Origin of the sequence: Cytobacillus sp. Bac17, from assembly GCF_024519925.1 — a bacterium.
Taxonomy (GTDB): Bacteria; Bacillota; Bacilli; order Bacillales; family Cytobacillaceae; genus Cytobacillus; species Cytobacillus pseudoceanisediminis.
The window spans coordinates 320,540-340,638 of sequence record NZ_JALJRC010000002.1 but is presented as its reverse complement, the minus strand read 5'-3'; the positions used below and the strand labels follow the sequence as shown (position 1 = coordinate 340,638).

The window sequence follows — 20,099 nt, the reverse complement described above, 5'->3', positions numbered from 1 at the left end:
AATGGCGGGGAGGCGGCTGAAAGTGAAAATCGGCCATGAATATGATTATTTTCGCACTACGGTAAAACCTGCATTGGAAAGCAAATTGGATGAATTTCGGCTGCTGGGATATAAAAAAGTGACTGAACAGGAGCTATGGGAATTCCTAACAAAGAAAAAGTGGAAAAAGCCAAGAGGAAATGTCAGGCTATTTGAAATTGTGGAAGAAATAATGGAGGTAAAAGTGAGTGAATACATTCACTATGCTACCATCGAGGCTTTTAAAGAGGCTGACTTTGCTTTTGATAATGAAGAAGAAAGAAGGGAACTGCTAAAGTAGGCATTCTTCCAATTTTTATAAAAATTAACATGAAATAAGACAAATTGACAGGTTTTACAATCTGTTTCATAATGAAAAGCGGAGTAATCTGTCTTTTTCTTGTAATTGTTCATACATAGAATGAAATTTAAGAACGGATAGAAAAGCCAGCTAGGATTCAAACAAAAAAGTCATATTACGGGGGCTGCATTGAACAGATACGCAGCTTTCCGACGCAGGCCTGTATGGTTAATGATGCATCACAGATGCTTTTGATTTCAATAAGCGGGCGATAGCTAAGGAGGATTTATTTATAATGGTAAAGCGCAGCCGTATCGTTGCCTTCTTCCTGATTGTTGTATTATTGGGAAGCCTGGCAGGGGCAACGACAAACAACATTTTAAAAAATATAAAGCTTGGCCTTGATTTGCAGGGCGGATTTGAAGTCCTTTATGATGTAACGCCAAAAGATGGGCAGAAGGTTGATAAAGCTGTCCTTGCAAGTACTGCAGAAGCACTGGATAGGCGGATCAATGTTCTTGGAGTCAGTGAGCCGAATATCCAGATTGAGGGAGATAAGAGGATCCGTGTTCAGCTTGCTGGTGTAACAGATCAGAATAAGGCAAGGGAAATTCTGTCCACAGAAGCTAATCTATCATTTAGAGATGTTAATGATCAATTGATGATGGATGGTTCAGACCTTGCTGAAAATGGGGCAAAGCAGACATTCGATGAAAACGGAAAGCCAAGTGTTTCATTGAAACTGAAAAGTGCAAGCAAATTTAAAGATGTAACTCAAAAGATTGTAAATATGGGAGCGCCAAATAACCTGCTTGTCATTTGGCTCGATTTTGAAGAAGGCCAGGATACCTTCCAGGCTGAGTCAGCAAAAGAAGATCCAAAATATTTATCAGCTCCACAGGTAAGCCAGGTTTTTAATCAGGATACCGTGTCCATTGTCGGGAATTTTACGATTGAAGAAGCAAAGACACTGTCGGATTTATTGAATGCCGGTTCCCTGCCTGTACAGCTCGATGAAGTTTATTCGACATCGGTAGGTGCGAAATTCGGTGAGCAGGCAATGGAAACGACTATTCTTGCCGGTATCATTGGAATTGCCATTATATTTATCTACATGATTGCGGTATATCGTTTCCCTGGGTTTATTGCGACAATTACATTATCTTTCTATATTTATCTGATTTTACTCGTATTTGACTGGATGAATGGCGTATTGACGCTGCCTGGTATTGCTGCGCTCATTCTGGGGGTTGGTATGGCTGTTGATGCGAATATTATTACCTATGAGAGAATCCGCGAAGAAATAAAAGTGGGCAGAACAATTAAATCAGCTTTCCAGGCTGGTGAGAAAAACTCACTTTCGACGATATTTGATGCAAATATCACAACCATTTTAGCAGCAGCCGTTTTATTCATGTATGGGACAAGTTCTGTAAAAGGATTTGCTACCATGCTTATAATAAGCATCCTGGCAAGCTTTATTACTGCGGTGTATGGCACAAGGCTGCTTATGGGGCTTTGGGTCCATAGTAAAGCACTGAATAAAAAGCCAGGCTGGTTTGGTGTTAAGAAAAGTGAGATCAAAAACATTGCTGAAAATTACGATACTCTGGATTTGCCGACCAAGTTCGATAAATTTGATTTCGTAGGGAACCGCAAGAAGTTTTTCATCCTTTCTGCTGTATTAATTGCAGTGGGAATCATTGTTGTTTCTATTTTCCGCTTAAATCTGGGAATCGATTTTGTCAGCGGTACCCGCATCGAGCAGCAGGCAAGTGAACCTATAACAAAAGAAAAATTTCAAGCTGAATTATCAGCGCTTGGAATCGAGACGGATGATATTGTCATCTCGGGCGATAATAAAGAAATCGGTGTTGCTAGACTTAAAGATGTTTTAACTAAAGATGAAATAGCAGAGGTTAAAACTCATTTTCATGAAGAATTCGGTCAAGGTCCGAATGTCAGCACAGTTTCACCAACTGTAGGAAAAGAGCTCGCTAAAAATGCATTAAAGGCTCTTGCCATAGCCTCTGTAGGCATTATCATCTATGTAACCATTCGCTTTGAGATCAAGATGGCTATTCCAGCAGTTCTTGCGCTTCTGCATGATGCCTTCTTTATAATCGCTGTATTTAGCTTTACGCGTCTTGAAGTGGACATTACCTTCATTGCAGCAGTACTGACGGTAGTAGGTTATTCGATCAACGATACAATCGTAACGTTCGACCGGATGCGTGAGAATATGCAGAAAAAGAAAAAGCTCAAATCATTCGAAGATATTGCTGATGTTGTAAACAAAAGTCTTCGCCAAACGCTTGGCCGCTCTGTGAATACTGTTTTAACTGTTGTATTTACTGTCGTTGCGCTCCTGGTGTTTGGAAGTGAGTCAATCAGAAATTTCTCGTTTGCGCTTCTGATCGGTTTAATTGCAGGTACCTATTCATCGATTTTCCTTGCTGCGCAGATTTGGGCAGTATGGAAAGGCAAAGAACTGAAAGAAAAAGGCGTTATTAATACCGTAAAAGAAAAACGCAAAGTCAGTGACGAACCTCAAGTATAATACTTTCAAAGACTCAGGCGAATGCCTGAGTTTTTTTGTTAATCTGGAAAACTGGATGCCGTCTATTTTACAAAAAAGGTTAATGATTCCGGGAAATAGGATAAACTAAAAACAAGTTCAGGGAGGAAGGAAGTATCGCTTTGGAAAATAACGATCGTTTTAAGAAAGCTGAATTTGCAGCCATTATTGGCATCGTGGGCAATATTATTCTTGCTGCCATCAAATGGGGAATAGGCATTTATTCAGGAAGTAAAGCGCTCGTGGCAGATGCGGTCCATTCTGCTTCAGATGTAGCCGGATCCTTTGCTGTATATTTAGGGCTGAGAGCTGCAAAACAGCCGCCGGATAAGGATCACCCATATGGTCATGGAAAAGCTGAAATGATTGCAGCCATTATTGTTGCGGTTTTGCTGTTCCTCGTGGGAATTGAAATCGGCAAATCATCATTTGAGTCATTTTTTTCGCCAATTGAACCTCCAAAAGCAATTGCGATAGCTGCAGTGCTGGTTTCTATCATTGTGAAAGAAGCGATGTTTCGTTATAAGTATAATTTGGGAAAGAAACTAAACAGTGATGCTTTAATTGTAAATGCCTATGAACACCGTTCAGATGTCTATTCATCAATTGCAGCTTTAATAGGCATTGGATGTGCAATAATTGGCGGAAGAATGGGGATCGAATGGCTTGAGTATGCAGATCCTGTTGCTGGTCTCATTGTTTCCCTTATGATTCTCAAGATGGCATGGAGGCTGGGGAAAGAATCCATTCATAGCACACTTGATCATGTGCTTCATGAAGAAGATACACTTGAGATGCGCAAAACTGCTGAATCCGTTGATCTGGTTAAAAGGATTGATGAACTGCACGCAAGGGAACACGGACATTATGTTATTGTAGATATTAAAGTTTCAGTGGATCCCAATATGACTGTTGAGGATGGCCACCGGGTGGGCAAAGAAGTGAAACGCAAGCTGCTTGGATTGGAAAATGTTCAAAATGTATTTGTGCACATTAATCCTTATAGTGAAGAGCGCATAAATTAGAGAAAATATTGGGGAGAGGATTGCATGAAATTTCAATGGGCTTTATTATTTGGTTTTTTATTTGCACTAATAGTCGCTGTTTTTGCAGTAATCAATGTTGATAATGTAACGGTAAACTACTTGTTTGGGGAAAGCCAGTGGCCGCTGATTCTAGTGATTTTAGGATCAGTCCTTATGGGAGGAATGATTGTCGGGTCTGTGGGCCTTGTCCGTATTTACTCACTTCAAAGGAAAGTGAAAATACTAAAAAAGGAAAATGAAAAGCTGCATGCGGGACATGCGGTAAAGGATAATGCCAATAATGAAGAGTTTGAAAAAGAGCTGGATAGGGATATTCATTAAAATAAAACAGGCTTGGGCTTTTGCCCAAGTTTTTCTCTTGTCCGCAAAAAAGTGGCCTGCAATTCATATCTTTCTTTCTAAATCTGTATGGAATATCCCGATTTTAACTTATTGAAACACATGTCCCCCTCTTGTATAATTAATAAGCTGAGGGGTGAACGTATGTTACATTCAAGAACGCGATGGATTGTTCGGCAAACACAGGAGGATAAGGTGCAGCAGCTTTCAAAGGAATTGAATATTTCTCCACTGGCCGCATCGCTGTTAATTAATCGCGGAATGGATACCGTTGATTCAGCACGGTATTTTTTATTGGATAAAGACCAGGAATTTCATGATCCTTTTTTAATGACAGATATGGCAAAAGCTGTTTCCAGAATAAAAGAAGCAATAGAAAAACAGGAACCTATCTTAATTTTTGGTGATTATGATGCGGATGGAGTGACAAGCACTTCTGTCATGATGATGGCACTTAGAGATCTCGGTGCTGACGTCCAATTCTACATACCGAATCGATTTACTGAAGGGTATGGACCAAATATCCCGGCTTTTGAACAAGCCGCTGATACTGGCATCCGTTTAATTATTACCGTAGATACAGGGATATCGGCTGTAAACGAAGCAAAGGCTGCAAAAGAGCTTGGAATGGATTTGATTATTACAGATCACCATGAGCCTGGCCATGAGCTTCCTGAAGCATGGGCAATTGTGCATCCTAAGCATCCGGAAAGCAGATACCCATTCCGGGAACTGGCCGGTGTTGGAGTAGCATTTAAACTTGCACATGCGCTATATGGTGAAATGCCTGATCACCTCTTGGAAATAGCTGCAATCGGCACAATTGCCGACCTTGTTTCTTTAACGGGAGAGAACAGGCTTATTGCCAAGCGCGGGATTCAAAAGCTGAAATCAACTAAGAATACAGGTTTGAAAGCCTTGTTTAAAGCGGCTGGAATTGAACTTCCATCCATTAATGAAGAAACAATCGGCTTTACAATCGGGCCTCGCCTCAATGCAGCCGGCAGGCTTGAAAGTGCGGATCCGGCAGTGGATTTACTTCTGACAAATGATCCTTATGAAGCACAAGCCATTGCTGAAGAAATTGAAACGTTAAATAAAGAGAGGCAAGCTATTGTCAATGACATTGCAGCACAAGCGGTTAAAGAGGTTGAAACTAATTTTCCAATCAGTAAGAATTCAGTAATTGTTGTAGGCAAAGAAGGCTGGAATGCCGGTGTAATTGGAATAGTAGCTTCGAAGCTTGTTGAAAAGTTTTACCGCCCAGCTATTGTTCTCAGTTATGACAGTGATAAAGGGCTGGCAAAGGGATCAGCAAGAAGTATTAAAGGTTTTGATCTGTTCAAAAATCTTTCTGAATGCCGGGATATCCTTCCCCACTTTGGGGGCCATCCAATGGCGGCAGGAATGACCTTGTCAATTGAATCGGTCGATGACCTCAGGGATAGACTGAATACTCTTGCAAATGAACAGCTGACCGAGGAAGATTTTATTCCGGTAACCAGCATTGATGGCGTCTTCCATCTAAAGGATATCAGCCTCTCTTCTATTGAAGAAATGCAGCTGCTTGCCCCATTTGGGATGGGAAATCCAAAACCGAAAGTCATGATAAAAGAGGCCAATATTGCCGCTATGAGAAAAATCGGATCTGATCAAACTCATATAAAGGTCACCATCGAAAATGATGGATCTTCCCTTGATGGAATCGGCTTTGGCCTCGGACATTTGCATGAGCATATTTCACCATATTCCAAGCTATCGGTTATTGGCGAATTATCCATTAATGAATGGAATAATATTAAAAAACCGCAAATCTTCCTGCAGGATATGGCAGTGAACTCCTGGCAGCTATTTGATATCCGGAGTTTAAAGCGGCTCGAAAGGCTCCAAAGCGTCATTCCTGAGGTAAACACTACTTGGATATTCTTTAATGAGGAACATATATCCAAATTCAGGACATATGCAGGGGATAGTATGGTGAAAATATCATCTGAAGAGGATGCAGAAGCATTAAAACTAGATGGTTCAAACATCGTGCTTGCTGATATGCCGCCTTCAAAGGAAATGCTTGCTCATGTATTCTCCGGAAAAAAACCTGCCAGAATTTATGCTCATTTTTATAAAGAGGACAGTGACTATTTCAGCACTATTCCAACAAGAGATCATTTTAAGTGGTATTTTGCCCTGCTTGCTAAAAAAGGCTCGGTCGATATCAGGCGTCATGGGAATGATATAGCGAAGCATAAGGGATGGAGCAGGGAAACGGTAGATTTTATGTCTCAAGTGTTTTTTGAATTGGATTTTGTTAAAATAAATAATGGTGTCATTTCGTTAAACAATACATCAATTAAACGTGATTTAGCTGATTCGCGAACCTATCAGCTTAAACAGGCACAATACACTCTTGAGAGCGATTTGCTCTATTCATCCTTTCAGCAGCTCAAAGACTGGTTTGATGAAGTTATGCAAGGGGCTGTAAAACTTGAGGAGGCAAAGGAAGAAAAATGGACTTAAAACAGTATATAACAATTGTTGAAAATTGGCCGAAGCCAGGCATAAAATTTAAAGATATTACAACACTTATGGACAACGGTGAAGCGTATAAATATGCGACTGACCAAATTGTTGAATATGCCCGTGAAAAGAAAATTGATCTGGTTGTTGGCCCGGAAGCCCGCGGATTCATCATCGGCTGCCCTGTTGCTTATTCATTAGGTGTAGGTTTTGCCCCTGTCCGCAAAGAAGGAAAACTTCCCCGTGAAACAGTCAAGGTTAATTATGGCTTAGAATATGGCAAGGATATATTAACCATTCATAAAGATGCCATCAAACCTGGGCAAAGAGTTCTGATCACTGACGATCTCCTTGCGACAGGCGGAACAATTGATGCAACCATCCAGCTGGTTGAAGAACTTGGCGGAGTAGTGGCTGGCATTGCATTCCTTATCGAATTAACATACCTTGATGGCCGTAAAAAGCTTGACGATTACGATATTCTGACATTGATGCAGTATTAATTTTTTCATACCAAGAGAGCGCCATACGAAATGGTGCTCTTTTTAATTTATCTGTCAAAATAGGTATATAAAGTGCTTCCAAAACCAATTATGGAAAAACAATAAAGAAATTCGGACAAAAAACGACAAAATTTTTGTTATTCCCATAAAAATAACAGTCTATCCCTTTACATCTTCACTTTTTTTTTCGATAATAGTAGCAATATTAATTTTTTTTATAACTTGTTATAAATCCAATTACAAAATTATTACATTATGCAAATGCATAAAATTCAGGGAGATAAAGGTGATTCCATGGCGAACGATCAAGTTCTGACCGCCGAGCAAGTCATCAACAGAGCAAAAGAATATTTAAACGATGAGCATGCAGAGCTTGTAAAAAAAGCGTACGAGTTTGCCAAGCATGCCCACCGTGAACAATATAGGAAGTCCGGTGAACCATACATTATCCATCCAATTCAAGTGGCAGGCATCCTTGCTGATCTGGAGATGGATCCATCAACGGTTGCTGCCGGCTTTCTTCACGATGTGGTTGAAGACACCGAAATCTCATTGGAGAATATCGAAGAATCCTTCAATTCAGAAGTGGCAATGCTTGTCGATGGTGTAACAAAACTGGGGAAAATTAAATATAAATCACAGGAAGAGCAGCAGGCTGAAAATCATCGGAAAATGTTCGTGGCAATGGCCCAGGACATTCGTGTAATCTTAATTAAGCTTGCTGACCGTCTTCATAATATGCGGACACTTAAGCATCTGCCAGCTGAAAAGCAGCGCCGCATTTCGAACGAAACGCTTGAAATTTTTGCACCTCTTGCGCATAGGCTTGGAATTTCAAAGATTAAGTGGGAGCTTGAAGATACGGCTCTAAGGTACCTAAATCCGCAGCAATATTATCGGATTGTAAACCTGATGAAGAAAAAAAGAGCGGAACGGGAAGAGTACCTGGATGATGTTATCAATGTCATGCGGGGCAGGCTGTCAGAGGTTTCAATTAAATCAGAGATATCCGGCCGCCCTAAGCATATATACAGCATCTATCGAAAAATGGCGCTTCAAAACAAGCAATTCAATGAGATATATGATCTTCTTGCTGTACGCATTGTTGTAAGCAGCATTAAAGATTGCTATGCGGTTCTCGGGATTATTCATACATGCTGGAAGCCGATGCCCGGCCGTTTTAAAGATTACATTGCCATGCCTAAACAGAATATGTATCAATCTCTTCATACCACGGTTATCGGGCCAAAAGGTGACCCGCTGGAAGTCCAGATCCGTACCATGGATATGCATAGAATTGCAGAGTTTGGTATTGCTGCCCATTGGGCTTATAAAGAAGGAAAAAGAGTGAATGAGGGCTCTTCATTTGAGGAGAAGCTGACCTGGTTCCGTGAAATCCTGGAGTTTCAGGATGATGCTGCAAATGCTGAAGAGTTCATGGAATCACTGAAGATCGATTTGTTTTCCGATATGGTGTTTGTTTTTACTCCTAAAGGGGATGTCATCGAACTTCCTTCCGGCTCCGTTCCCATTGACTTTGCTTACCGAATTCACTCGGAAATTGGAAACAAGACAATCGGTGCCAAAGTCAACGGAAAAATGGTCACGCTGGATTACAAATTGAAGACCGGCGATATTATTGAAATCCTGACATCCAAGCATTCATATGGACCGAGCAAAGATTGGCTGAAGCTTGCTCAGACTTCACAGGCTAAAAATAGAATACGAACCTTTTTCAAAAAGCAGAGAAAAGAAGAGAATGTGGAAAAAGGAAAAGAGCTTGTTGAGCGGGAGATTCGCAATATGGATTTCGACCTGAAGGAAATTTTGACATCTGATAATGTAAAAAGGGTCGCAGAGAAATTCAATTTTGCCACAGAGGAAGATATGTATGCTGCTGTTGGCTATAATGGAGTAACGGCACTTCAGGTTGCCAACAGGCTGACAGAAAAATGGCGCAAGAAACGCGATCTTGAACAAACCTCCGATATTACAAATGCTGTTTCGGAACTGAAGACTTTTCCATCTGCCAAAAAACGCGAATCCGGTGTCCGGGTTTCAGGCATTGATAACCTGCTGATTCGCCTTTCCCGCTGCTGTAATCCTGTCCCCGGAGATGAAATCGTCGGGTTTATTACAAAGGGCAGAGGAGTTTCTGTACACCGTGATGATTGTCCTAATATTGAAACGGATGATGCAAAACAAAGGCTCATCCCGGTTGAGTGGGAAACAGCCTTAAATGACCGGAAAGAATACAATGTTGAAATTGAAATTACCGGTTATGACCGCAGGGGATTATTAAATGAGGTCCTTCAGGCTGTTAATGAAACGAAAACCAACATTTCAGCCGTATCAGGACGATCAGACCGCAATAAATCAGCAACGATTAATATGTCCATTGCCATACACAATGTCAGCCATCTGCAAAAGGTTGTGGATCGGATTAAACAAATCCCTGATATTTACGCAGTAAGAAGGATTATGAACTAAAGGGAGCAGATAGAATGCGTGTTGTAGTGCAGCGAAGCAAAGAAGCCAGCGTAACGGTGGACGGCAAAACCGTCGGAAGCATCAAAAAGGGGTTTGTTTTGCTCGTTGGAGTCACCCATGAAGATAAGGAAGAGGACGCAGCTTTTCTGGCTGATAAAATTGCCAATCTTCGCGTCTTCGAAGATGAAAATGGCAAAATGAATTTTTCACTGCTGGATCAGGAAGGTGAAATTCTTTCGGTTTCCCAGTTTACTTTATATGGAGACTGCCGGAAGGGCAGACGGCCCAATTTCATGGAAGCGGCTAGCCCGGCGCATGCCGTAAATATCTATGATGCTTTTAACCGGTATTTAGAAGCTAAAGGCCTGAAAGTAGAAACAGGTGTATTCGGGGCCATGATGGATGTTCAGTTAACCAACGATGGACCCGTTACGTTAATTTTAGAAAGCAAGTAAGTTAATTTATAACGAAAAGCAAAAAAGCCCCGGCACCCAAAGTAGGATGCCGGGGCTTTTTGCTAATTTTTGAAATAGCGGGCAAGTCCCTGATAAATTCCTGCTGTTGCTGATTGCTGATACTGTGCAGAAGAAATCAGGGCCTCTTCAGCCGGATTGCTCAGATATCCAAGCTCGATGAGAACTGCATTGCGTTTATTCTCTCTTATCACATGATAATCTCCAGCTCTATAGCCCCTATCTCTCAGGTTTGTCATGGCTATTACATTGGAGTGAATATTGGCTGCAAGTTCCTGTTGAAAAGGATGATAATAATAAGTAGTCGCTCCTCTTGCAGTGCGATCTGGCGTGCTGTCATAATGAATGCTGATGAAAGCATCTGCATTATGATAATGTGAAATGCCTACTCTGGAAGGAAGCGGCAAATAGGTATCTCCGCTTCTGGTAAGAATAACATTTGCACCTGCAGATCTTAATTTGTCTGCGAGCAATTGAGCGGTCCTGATTGTAATATCTTTTTCACGAGTCCCTCGTGCCCCTGTTGTCCCGTTATCACGGCCACCATGGCCGGGATCAAGGACGATTGTTTTATTTTCCAGGTGCTGTTCTGCTCCCGGTTTTGTTACTGCAGGTGCAGACCCTTCAACCGTGACGATCCATCCTGCTACAAAACCCGTCCCGCCGTTTGGAAGGCGGACTTCATACCAATCATCATTCAGGCTGATAATTTCAAAGCTGTCCCCTTTATTTGCCCTGTGAATGACAGATGACTGGCTGCTCGCTTTTTTTCTAATATTTGATCCGTTATGTAATATAATTGCAGAACTGCCGTTTACACTCTGCTGGGAAGAGCCGGAATTTTTCTCGGCTGCTATGTCTATGAACCAGCTTGCTACCCATCCATAAGAACCAGTCTGATATTCAATCTTTGCCCAATTATCAGCTTGCTCAAGAATAGGAAAGGTTTGGCCTTTTGTAACAGAACCAATCGGTTTCCCATTTAACGATCCTTTATTCCTAACGGTTAAAGAAGTTGCCGTAACAGTGCCGGATTTCCCGGACGCCGACTGTTTTGGTTTGCTTTCTGATTGTGAGGATTGAACCGCAATATATTGGCTGCTGATCCATCCGGCATTGCCCGAGAAAGAGATTTCTGTCCAGCTGTCATTTTGAGAAATAACAGCTACTGTCTCCCCCGAATTTAGTTTGCCGATGACGTCACTATTAAGCGATGGCTTGTTTCTTACATTTAAGGAGTTTGCCGTGATTTTCCCGGTTTGGCTGCTGCTTGATGAATTTTTCTTTTGGCTGCCGCTGTATTGGACGAATTCATTTGCGACCCATCCATCTCCATACTGTGTTTGGATCTTAACCCAGCTTCCTTCTGTGCTCTTGACCTTATAGGCTGTTCCTTTCTGTATAGTTCCCAGGACACCGTAACTTGTACCAGGTCCCTTTCTCACCCTCAGGCCATCTGTTGTGATGATTGCCTGGGAATTTGTACTGGCTGCTTTTTCTCCTGTCTGACTGGTGGTCGTATCGGAAACAAGCCAGCTGGCCACATAGCCGTTTTCCCCCTGGAAATTAATTTTAATCCAATCTCCTTCACGGGAAAGAGCGTTAAACTGATCTCCTTTCTGGGCTTGTCCCAGAATGGGGTAGCTTAAGCCTGGGCCTTGACGGACGTTAAGATTATTTGTGGGGATTGTTACAGAACTATTTTCAGCTTTAACCTGTGTTTCCGCCTGTGTTATGCCAGCCAAAAGCATAAGACATATTACGAGAATAAGTGGTTTTCTTTTTTTCAACAGGCAGCCTCCTTTCATAATAAAAATCCTTATTAAAAGAAAAACAAACAAGGTGCTGGCAGTCAAGATAACTTTGGTCCTAGAATACTTCTGCATCTTGCGCAATTTCCCTTCTAATATCGGTTTATCAGCAATCATTTTTAGCTGGGAATTAAATTTGTCCTGCTATGAAACATTTCATCTGAAAATGGAAAGAATAGAACAGACTACAAAAAAAGGGTGAGCACTATGAGATTTGGAGAAAAAGGGATGTCTGCACAATCTGGTGAAAATCAGCTGTTCGGGGTGGATTTTCATGATTTTATACAAAGAGAACAAAACTCAAACATGATTGAACTCGCATCAGAGTTTGGACTATCTCTCAAGGATGTCAGGAAATTGAAAAAAAAGCTGGAACGATCATAACATGTATTTAGTCTTGACATTGATGAAGATGCTCCGTATTATAATATAAATAAAATGACAAATACAATTAAATGTCTAGCTGCAGCGCCTGACCAAGGCGTTTCTGCTTTTCGATAAACCATTGATGGAGAAGAGTAGTTAAACCCCACATGAAAAGAGAGAGAGTGCCGCCCGGCTGAAAGCATTCTCACATGATGATTTAACGAAAGAACACTTCGTAGGTTTCTCTCTGAAAAAGACGTGATCTTTAGTAGGAGCTGAACGTTAACAGGCGTTAACTGTAAAAGAGGAAGTCTATTTATTGGCTTCAACTAGGGTGGCACCACGGGAAAACCAAACTCTCGTCCCTTGTATTTAATATACAAGGAGGCGGGAGTTTTTTTATTTTGGCGCTGCTTTCGGTCATGGCTGATTTATAGGCTAAAGCGTAAAGGATCAATAAATTATACATAGTTATCATTTTGCATTAGGAGGTAATTTTCATGTCTATCCGAATACCGAGGGGAACGCAGGACATTTTGCCGGGGGAAGTTGAAAAATGGCAATTGATAGAAGAAAAGGCAAGGGAACTTTGTGAGAAATTTCAATATCGTGAAATCAGAACACCTATTTTTGAACATACAGAATTATTTCTGCGCAGTGTTGGAGACACGACAGATATTGTTCAAAAAGAAATGTACACGTTTGAAGACCGCGGCGGACGAAGCCTGACACTTCGTCCTGAAGGAACGGCTTCTGCTGTAAGGTCATTCGTTGAACATAAAATGTACGGTGATGCGAGCCAGCCTGTAAAGCTTTATTATATGGGACCAATGTTCCGTTATGAACGCCCCCAGGCAGGACGTTTTCGCCAGTTTGTCCAATTCGGCGTCGAAGCGATCGGCAGCGCGGATCCGGCAATTGATGCGGAAGTTATCGCACTGGCAATGTCACTTTATAGAAGCATGGGCCTGCAAAAGCTTAAATTGATTGTGAACAGCCTGGGAGATAAAGAAAGCCGATCTGCACACAGAGAGGCTCTGGTCAATCACTTCATGCCGCGGATCGGGGAGTTTTGCCAGGATTGCCAGAATCGCCTTGAAAAAAATCCAATGCGCATCCTGGACTGTAAACAGGACCGTGAACATGAACTTATGAAATCTGCTCCATCCATCATTGATTATTTAAATGATGATTCAAAAACCTACTTTGAGAAGGTTCAAAAGTATTTAAAGAACCTGGATATTGACTTTATTGTTGATCCAAATCTTGTTCGCGGCCTGGATTATTACAATCATACGGCCTTTGAAATTATGAGTGATTCCGAAGGTTTCGGAGCAATTACCACTCTTTGCGGCGGCGGACGATACAATGGCCTCACTGAGGAAATTGGCGGTCCTGAAGCGCCGGGAATAGGTTTTGCTTTAAGTGTCGAGCGATTCATTGCTGCTCTTGAAGCAGAGAAGGTGGATCTGCCTCTTAATAAGGACATTGATTGCTACCTTGTATCCCTTGGAGAGGAAGCAAAGGATTACACAGTCGGCCTTCTTCAAAAACTTCGAATGGCAGGATATTCTGCTGAAAGAGATTATCTTGACAGAAAAATTAAAGCCCAGTTTAAAGCGGCAGACCGGTCGAATGCAAAGTTTGTTGCTGTCTTGGGTGAAGATGAACTTAAAGCGAACAAAATTAATGTAAAATCAATGGAATCGGGAGAACAAACAGAGGTTGGTCTTGATTCTTTCATAGAAAAATTTACAGAGCTTTATCAATCATAAATCAGTTTTATATTTGGGAGGAATTAGAATGTTTGGGCGAACGTATTTTTGCGGGGAAGTAACAGAAAAAGCTATAGGAGAAAAAGTAAGCTTAAAAGGCTGGGTACAAAAGCGCCGGGATTTAGGCGGGCTGATCTTTGTGGATCTTCGTGACCGCACTGGCATTGTTCAGGTGGTATTCAATCCGGAGGTTTCTCCTGAAGCTCTTGCAGCAGCTGAGAAGATCCGCAATGAATTTGTTCTAGATATAGAGGGAGAAGTAATTGCGCGTGAAGAAGGCACCATCAATGAGAACCTGAAAACAGGGCGCATTGAGATTAAAGCAGAGAAAGTGACTATCATCAATGAAGCAAAAACACCTCCTTTTGTCATTGATGATAAAGCGGATGTTTCCGAAGATGTCCGCCTAAAGTACCGCTATTTGGATTTGAGACGCCCTATTATGTTTGATACCTTTAAGATGCGTCATCAAGTAACAAAAGCGATGAGGGATTATCTGGACAGCGAAGGATTTCTTGATGTTGAAACACCGATCTTAACGAAGAGCACACCGGAAGGAGCCCGTGACTATTTAGTTCCAAGCCGTGTGCATCCGGGTGAATTCTATGCTCTTCCACAATCACCTCAAATCTTTAAGCAGTTATTAATGGTAGGCGGATTTGAACGCTATTACCAAATAGCACGATGCTTCCGTGATGAAGACCTGCGTGCAGATCGCCAGCCTGAATTTACTCAGGTCGACATCGAAATGAGTTTTATGAGCCAGGAAGAAATCATCGGCCTAATGGAAAACATGATGAAAAAGATCATGAAAGAAGTGAAAGGCCTGGATGTCCAGCTTCCATTCCCGCGCATGACCTATCAGGAAGCGATGGACCGTTTTGGATCTGATAAGCCGGATACACGCTTTGGGATGGAATTGACGGATTTATCGGAAATAGTAAAAGAGTCAAGCTTCAAAGTATTTGCCGGAGCAGTAGCTTCCGGGGGACAGGTTAAGGCCATTAATGTAAAAAAAGGTGCAGGAAAGTATTCACGAAAAGATATTGATGCCCTAACAGAGTTTGCTGCTGTTTATGGTGCAAAAGGGCTTGCATGGTTAAAAGCGGAAGAAGACGGTTTAAAAGGTCCGATTGCCAAGTTTGTGACTGAGGATGAGCAAAAAGCATTCTATGCTGCTCTGTCAGTAGAACCAGGAGACTTGCTCCTCTTTGTGGCTGATAAGAAAAATGTTGTGGCAGATGCACTCGGCGCTCTGCGATTAAAGCTTGGAAAAGAGCTTGATCTGATTGATCAAAGCAAGTTTAACTTCCTTTGGGTTACAGACTGGCCGCTTCTGGAATACGATGAGGAAGAAGGCCGCTATTATGCAGCCCATCATCCTTTTACAATGCCTGCCAGAGAAGATTTAGATCTTCTTGATAAAGATCCTGCTCAAGTCCGTGCACAGGCATATGACCTTGTATTAAACGGCTACGAGCTTGGCGGCGGATCATTGCGTATTTTCGAAAGAGACGTTCAAGAAAAAATGTTCAGTGTGCTTGGCTTCTCAAAAGAGGAAGCTGTTGAACAGTTTGGATTCCTGCTTGAAGCATTTGAATATGGCACTCCTCCGCATGGCGGAATTGCCCTTGGATTAGACAGACTTGTAATGCTGCTTGCTGGCAGAACAAATCTGAGGGATACGATTGCCTTCCCTAAAACAGCCAGTGCGAGCTGTGTGCTAACAGAAGCTCCTGGTGAAGTTAGCCAGTCCCAGCTTAATGATTTGCACTTAGCGCTTAATTTGAAAAAAAGTGAGTAATTTCCTATATAATGATTAAATGGTTAAAAAAACACATTTTTCAGAAAAATAAACTGGGAAGTAACTCCTGATTTTAAGGCAGGTTCCATAACTTCAAGGAAGAAAATGGATAAAAATGTTCAAATTAGCTCCATTTCATCAGCTTGAAAAAGAAGAAACCGTGTGATATGATCATATCAATAAATAAAGAGTCCTGATGTGTTCGTTGTAAAACCTGAAATTTTGACCAACATTATTCCTTCGGGAGTCCGGAGTTTTCCCGCAGCGTAAAAGCCTCATGGATGAGGACTTACAAACGCAGGAAACAGGACACCCACCTGCTGAGTGCGGGTTCAAAACGAGGGCATCAACAGCGACGGCACGATTGGGACTCTTTAGTACATACGATTGTAAAAATCCATGCTCGTGAGCATGGATTTTTTTGTTTGTCCTGTTCTTTATGTTCGTACTTGAACTGAGCTATTGCTGTTATGATTACAAGGATTAAATATGATAGCGCAGTTAACACTATTGGATAGAAAGTTTCGATTTAATTATTGCTTAAAATGTTAATGTCATTAATCCTATAGAACTACTTGCTTTAAAATTCAAGTATGATATATTCATTATCGGGTATAAGATAATACATGCTTTTTAAATAACATCTGATGGAGTTGATTTATATATGCTTCACCAATTTTCTAGGAATGAATTGGCTATTGGCAAAGAAGGCCTTGAAAAAATGAAAAATAGTACCGTGGCAGTACTGGGCATCGGCGGAGTTGGTTCCTTTGCAGCGGAAGCACTGGCGCGTTCCGGTGTTGGACGGCTTGTTCTGGTTGATAAAGACGATGTTGATATTACAAATGTGAACAGGCAGGTCATCGCTTTATTATCCACTGTCGGGAAACCAAAGGTGGATTTAATGAAAGAAAGAATCAAGGATATCAATCCTGACTGTGAAGTTATTGCTTTAAAAATGTTTTATACAGAAGAAACCTATGAGCAATTCTTTGATTATGGACTCGACTTTGTAGTTGATGCTTCCGATACGATTTCTTATAAAATTCATCTAATGAAAGAATGCCTGAACAGAGGGATTCCAATGATCTCAAGCATGGGTGCTGCAAATAAAATGGATCCGACCAGGTTCCAGATTGCTGATATCTTCAAAACTCATACTGACCCGATTGCTAAGGTTATCCGCACACGCCTGAGAAAAGAAGGAATCAGAAAAGGCGTTCCGGTTGTATTCTCCGATGAAAGCCCGATCGTTATCCGGGAAGATGTCCGCAAAACAGTTGGAAAAGATGATGCTGAAATAAGAAAGGCCAAAATGCCGCCTTCTTCCAACGCATTTGTTCCTTCTGTTGCAGGTTTAATCATGGCTAGCTACGTAACTAGAGAACTACTAAGCGATATTAAAATTGCACGTGTAAATGACTGAAAAGAGACCGGCTTTCTGCAGGCCGGTCTTTGCGCATATTAATGTTTTGGAATCCTCGAATCAATGAACAGCTCTTTTCTCTTCATTGCTTTCATGCTTCAGAAGCTGGTCGGCTTCTTTCAGGATGCTTGCCATTTCCTCATATTGCATAAGTTGATGTTTAAATTCCGCTTCTTTTTCCTTCAACCTTCTAATTAACTGCTGATTTTGAAGTTTTAAGTGCATTTGTTCTTCATGCAGACGTTTATTTTCCTTCATTTGTTCTGAAATAGGCTGTGTTTTCGCAAAGTTCCTTAGGAAGCGTATAACTTGAGCCAAATTTTCAGGGGGAACAGAGTCAGGATTTTCATGGGTTTGACAGGCTGCATTATTGCTTGAGATTTCTTGGGTTCCATAATCTGTCCTTTTTGTTATGACTGTGTTCCAGCGGTATTGGCAGGCTGAAACTGTACGGCCGAGTTCAGTACTTGCCTTCTTAAAAGCTGATGCTTTTGAATCCCCATTTGATGTGTATTCAAGTACTGTCTCTTCGAGTAATTGATCCTCTTCCGGTTTCCATAAATCTTTCCGTTCCTTCATTCCTTTAACCACCTCGGAAAATACGATTGTTAGGCTTATCGTCACCCTAATAGATGAAAATATTCCATTCTCAGTTGTTGAAAGGTAAAATAGTGTAAGTCAAATAATAATCCCGACTTTAAAGGCGTCTGCAAAGAACCGGACTTTAAAAGATGGGAGGAGGTTGCCTAAATGGATACTCTTGTAGAAATACAGGAAGTTACAAAAGTAATAAAAGGAAGAACGATTATTGATTCTGTCAGCTTTGAGGTGAAAAAGGGAGAGGTATTCGGTTTCCTTGGCCCAAACGGTGCGGGGAAGACCACCACTATTCGAATGCTGGTGGGCTTGATCGGCATTACTTCCGGGGACATTAAAATTCTTGGCAGCAGCATCAAAACAGATTTTGAAAAGGCGGTTTCCCATATTGGAGCCATTGTGGAAAATCCTGAGATGTATAAGTTTTTGTCAGGCTATCAAAATCTGGTTCATTATGCACGAATGTCAAAAGGTATAACTAGAGAAAAAATTGATGAAACGGTTGAGCTTGTAGGACTGGCGGATCGGATTCATGATAAAGTCAGAACATACTCGCTAGGCATGAGGCAGAGGCTTGGTCTGGCACAGTGTCTTTTGCATGATCCCAAAATCCTCATTCTGGATGAACCTACGAATGGGCTTGACCCTGCCGGCATCAGGGAGATTCGGGATCACCTGAGGATGCTTGCAAGAGAAAGAGAAATGGCTGTCATTGTTTCCAGCCATTTACTATCTGAAATGGAAATGATGTGTGACAGAATCGGCATTATTCAAAACGGGAAGTTGATTGATGTTCAGCACATCAGTGATTTTGTACAGGGGAAAGAAAAAGTTTACGAAGTAGAAGTGGATGATCCTAGAAAAGCAAACGGAATTTTACAAGGGGCACATCCTGGTTTGCCTGTACAGCTTACAGAAACTAGTGTGATACTTTCGCTTGTCCGGGAAGATATACCTGAAATGATAAAAGTGTTTGTCCAGGAAGATATGAAAATATTTGCCGTTCGTGAAGTGACCAAAACATTGGAAGACCGTTTTCTGGAAGTAACAGAGTACAAAGGGGGTGCAGGTGATGCTCGGACTGATTCAAAATGAATGGATGAAAATTTTTAGGCGGCCGGGCACATACGTCATGATCGGACTTCTTTTAATTATGACGACTGTTGCAGGCGCCTTTATAAAATATCAGGAAAGCGGAGGGACAGTCCCGGATAATTCGGAATGGAAAAAGGGACTGCAGACTCAAAACGAAAGCTATAAAAAACAGCTTGAAGAGATGGGGGAAATGGCTCCCAGAGATATGAAGGAACAGTATCAGAGGGAGATTGCCATAAACGAATACAGAATTAAGAATGATATTTCACCGAATCAGGAATACTCTGTCTGGGGATTTGTATCTGACACCTCACAGCTGATTGAATTTGCCGGTCTGTTTACGATTATTATTGCCGGGGGAATCGTGGCGAGTGAGTTTACATGGGGAACCATCAAACTACTTTTGATTAGGCCTATTAAAAGAGTTAAAATCCTGGGAGCAAAGTATATTACCGTGATTTTATTCGGTCTGCTGGTGCTGGCCGTCCTCTTCGGATATTCAGCACTGCTGGGCGGACTCCTCTTTGGATTTCCTGCAGAAGCATTTCCTTATTTATATTATTACAATGGAACAGTGACAGAACAAAGCATGGGACTTCATCTGATAGCTTATTATGGTCTTAAATCCATTAATATGCTTATGCTTGCAACCATGGCTTTTATGATTTCAGCTGTTTTCAGGAATAGCTCGCTGGCGATAGGACTTTCCCTGTTTCTGATGTTTATGGGAGGACAGGTCACAAGGCTGATTGCAATGAAATATGATTGGGCCAAGTACAGCCTTTTTGCCAATACAGACCTCCTTCAATATTTTGAAGGAATGCCAATGGTTCACGGGATGACGATTGGATTTTCCATCATGATGATATTTATATATTTTCTGCTTTTCCAGGTACTTGCATTTTATGTGTTTAATAAAAGGGATGTTTCTGCTTAAAAGCGCAAATAGCAAAAGGTCTGGCA

The 20,099-nt window shown here is 41.5% G+C and carries 16 protein-coding genes, 1 other RNA gene and 1 other annotated feature; of the genes, 15 read left to right on the top strand and 2 right to left on the bottom strand.

What is annotated here, in order from left to right; translation table 11 throughout:
• Positions 1 to 22: 22 nt before the first annotated feature.
• From NR125_RS06095 to dtd, 8 genes are all read left to right on the top strand, one after another.
• The gene (locus NR125_RS06095) at positions 23 to 319 is read left to right on the top strand and encodes a post-transcriptional regulator (RefSeq protein ID WP_009333090.1); all 297 of its coding nucleotides are present in this window, start codon (positions 23 to 25) and stop codon (positions 317 to 319) included.
• A gap of 295 nt (positions 320 to 614) precedes the next feature.
• Positions 615 to 2,879, top strand: a complete 2,265-nt coding sequence (secDF, locus tag NR125_RS06090) for a protein translocase subunit SecDF (RefSeq protein ID WP_009333089.1) — start codon at positions 615 to 617, stop codon at positions 2,877 to 2,879.
• A gap of 140 nt (positions 2,880 to 3,019) precedes the next feature.
• Positions 3,020 to 3,922 carry a cation diffusion facilitator family transporter gene (locus NR125_RS06085; protein ID WP_009333088.1) on the top strand — a complete coding sequence of 301 codons (903 nt, stop codon included), beginning with the start codon at positions 3,020 to 3,022 and terminating at the stop codon, positions 3,920 to 3,922.
• Between the two features lie 24 nt (positions 3,923 to 3,946).
• Positions 3,947 to 4,264: a LapA family protein gene (locus NR125_RS06080; RefSeq protein ID WP_019382912.1), complete on the top strand. Its 318-nt coding sequence runs from the start codon at positions 3,947 to 3,949 to the stop codon at positions 4,262 to 4,264.
• A 162-nt stretch (positions 4,265 to 4,426) separates the two neighbouring features.
• Positions 4,427 to 6,796 (top strand): single-stranded-DNA-specific exonuclease RecJ, encoded by a 2,370-nt coding sequence (gene recJ, locus NR125_RS06075; protein WP_256814803.1) that lies wholly within the window; start codon positions 4,427 to 4,429, stop codon positions 6,794 to 6,796.
• Positions 6,787 to 7,299 carry an adenine phosphoribosyltransferase gene (locus NR125_RS06070; RefSeq protein WP_256814802.1) on the top strand — a complete coding sequence of 171 codons (513 nt, stop codon included), beginning with the start codon at positions 6,787 to 6,789 and terminating at the stop codon, positions 7,297 to 7,299. Before recJ ends, NR125_RS06070 begins: the two co-directional genes overlap by 10 nt.
• Positions 7,300 to 7,593: 294 nt before the next feature.
• Entirely contained in the window at positions 7,594 to 9,789 is a 2,196-nt protein-coding gene (locus NR125_RS06065) for a RelA/SpoT family protein (protein ID WP_034296607.1), read from the top strand.
• A 14-nt stretch (positions 9,790 to 9,803) separates the two neighbouring features.
• The gene (gene dtd / locus NR125_RS06060) at positions 9,804 to 10,244 is read left to right on the top strand and encodes a D-aminoacyl-tRNA deacylase (RefSeq protein WP_009333083.1); all 441 of its coding nucleotides are present in this window, start codon (positions 9,804 to 9,806) and stop codon (positions 10,242 to 10,244) included.
• Between the two features lie 62 nt (positions 10,245 to 10,306).
• Here the strand turns inward: dtd and NR125_RS06055 are convergent, their stop codons facing one another.
• On the bottom strand, positions 10,307 to 12,052 hold the full coding sequence (locus NR125_RS06055) for an N-acetylmuramoyl-L-alanine amidase family protein (RefSeq protein ID WP_009333082.1): 1,746 nt from the start codon (positions 12,050 to 12,052) through the stop codon (positions 10,307 to 10,309).
• Positions 12,053 to 12,280: 228 nt separating this feature from the next.
• On the opposite strand from NR125_RS06055, the gene NR125_RS06050 reads away from it, so the two are divergent.
• From NR125_RS06050 to NR125_RS06030, 5 genes are all read left to right on the top strand, one after another.
• Positions 12,281 to 12,457, top strand: coding sequence for a hypothetical protein (locus tag NR125_RS06050; protein ID WP_026041802.1), 177 nt, complete (start codon positions 12,281 to 12,283; stop codon positions 12,455 to 12,457).
• A gap of 112 nt (positions 12,458 to 12,569) precedes the next feature.
• Positions 12,570 to 12,809 (top strand) — a binding site (T-box leader).
• 130 nt (positions 12,810 to 12,939) lie between these two features.
• A complete protein-coding gene (gene hisS / locus NR125_RS06045) occupies positions 12,940 to 14,214 on the top strand; it encodes a histidine--tRNA ligase (protein WP_256814801.1) in 1,275 nt (424 codons plus the stop codon).
• A 28-nt stretch (positions 14,215 to 14,242) separates the two neighbouring features.
• Positions 14,243 to 16,018: an aspartate--tRNA ligase gene (gene aspS / locus NR125_RS06040; protein ID WP_009333079.1), complete on the top strand. Its 1,776-nt coding sequence runs from the start codon at positions 14,243 to 14,245 to the stop codon at positions 16,016 to 16,018.
• 187 nt (positions 16,019 to 16,205) lie between these two features.
• Positions 16,206 to 16,393: non-coding RNA, 6S RNA (gene ssrS / locus NR125_RS06035), on the top strand.
• A gap of 289 nt (positions 16,394 to 16,682) precedes the next feature.
• Positions 16,683 to 17,444 carry a tRNA threonylcarbamoyladenosine dehydratase gene (locus NR125_RS06030; protein ID WP_009333078.1) on the top strand — a complete coding sequence of 254 codons (762 nt, stop codon included), beginning with the start codon at positions 16,683 to 16,685 and terminating at the stop codon, positions 17,442 to 17,444.
• Between the two features lie 60 nt (positions 17,445 to 17,504).
• Here the strand turns inward: NR125_RS06030 and NR125_RS06025 are convergent, their stop codons facing one another.
• The gene (locus tag NR125_RS06025) at positions 17,505 to 18,023 is read right to left on the bottom strand and encodes a hypothetical protein (RefSeq protein ID WP_009333077.1); all 519 of its coding nucleotides are present in this window, start codon (positions 18,021 to 18,023) and stop codon (positions 17,505 to 17,507) included.
• 171 nt (positions 18,024 to 18,194) lie between these two features.
• Between NR125_RS06025 and NR125_RS06020 the strand changes: the two genes are divergently transcribed.
• Positions 18,195 to 19,136 carry an ABC transporter ATP-binding protein gene (locus NR125_RS06020; protein WP_009333076.1) on the top strand — a complete coding sequence of 314 codons (942 nt, stop codon included), beginning with the start codon at positions 18,195 to 18,197 and terminating at the stop codon, positions 19,134 to 19,136.
• Complete coding sequence (locus NR125_RS06015; protein ID WP_009333075.1) at positions 19,114 to 20,073, top strand: ABC transporter permease; 960 nt, start codon at positions 19,114 to 19,116, stop codon at positions 20,071 to 20,073. Before NR125_RS06020 ends, NR125_RS06015 begins: the two co-directional genes overlap by 23 nt.
• The last annotated feature ends 26 nt before the right edge of the window (positions 20,074 to 20,099 follow it).

What these genes read in the sequence shown, in the direction of transcription:
- NR125_RS06080 (WP_019382912.1), top strand. Translation starts at nt 3,947, where the DNA reads ATGAAATTTCAATGGGCTTTATTATTTGGTTTTTTATTTGCACTAATA.
- NR125_RS06020 (WP_009333076.1), top strand. Translation starts at nt 18,195, where the DNA reads ATGGATACTCTTGTAGAAATACAGGAAGTTACAAAAGTAATAAAAGGA.
- NR125_RS06015 (WP_009333075.1), top strand. Translation starts at nt 19,114, where the DNA reads ATGCTCGGACTGATTCAAAATGAATGGATGAAAATTTTTAGGCGGCCG.
- secDF (WP_009333089.1), top strand. Translation starts at nt 615, where the DNA reads ATGGTAAAGCGCAGCCGTATCGTTGCCTTCTTCCTGATTGTTGTATTA.
- NR125_RS06070 (WP_256814802.1), top strand. Translation starts at nt 6,787, where the DNA reads ATGGACTTAAAACAGTATATAACAATTGTTGAAAATTGGCCGAAGCCA.
- NR125_RS06050 (WP_026041802.1), top strand. Translation starts at nt 12,281, where the DNA reads ATGAGATTTGGAGAAAAAGGGATGTCTGCACAATCTGGTGAAAATCAG.
- recJ (WP_256814803.1), top strand. Translation starts at nt 4,427, where the DNA reads ATGTTACATTCAAGAACGCGATGGATTGTTCGGCAAACACAGGAGGAT.
- NR125_RS06025 (WP_009333077.1), bottom strand. Translation starts at nt 18,023, where the DNA reads ATGAAGGAACGGAAAGATTTATGGAAACCGGAAGAGGATCAATTACTC.
- dtd (WP_009333083.1), top strand. Translation starts at nt 9,804, where the DNA reads ATGCGTGTTGTAGTGCAGCGAAGCAAAGAAGCCAGCGTAACGGTGGAC.
- NR125_RS06065 (WP_034296607.1), top strand. Translation starts at nt 7,594, where the DNA reads ATGGCGAACGATCAAGTTCTGACCGCCGAGCAAGTCATCAACAGAGCA.
- NR125_RS06030 (WP_009333078.1), top strand. Translation starts at nt 16,683, where the DNA reads ATGCTTCACCAATTTTCTAGGAATGAATTGGCTATTGGCAAAGAAGGC.
- aspS (WP_009333079.1), top strand. Translation starts at nt 14,243, where the DNA reads ATGTTTGGGCGAACGTATTTTTGCGGGGAAGTAACAGAAAAAGCTATA.
- hisS (WP_256814801.1), top strand. Translation starts at nt 12,940, where the DNA reads ATGTCTATCCGAATACCGAGGGGAACGCAGGACATTTTGCCGGGGGAA.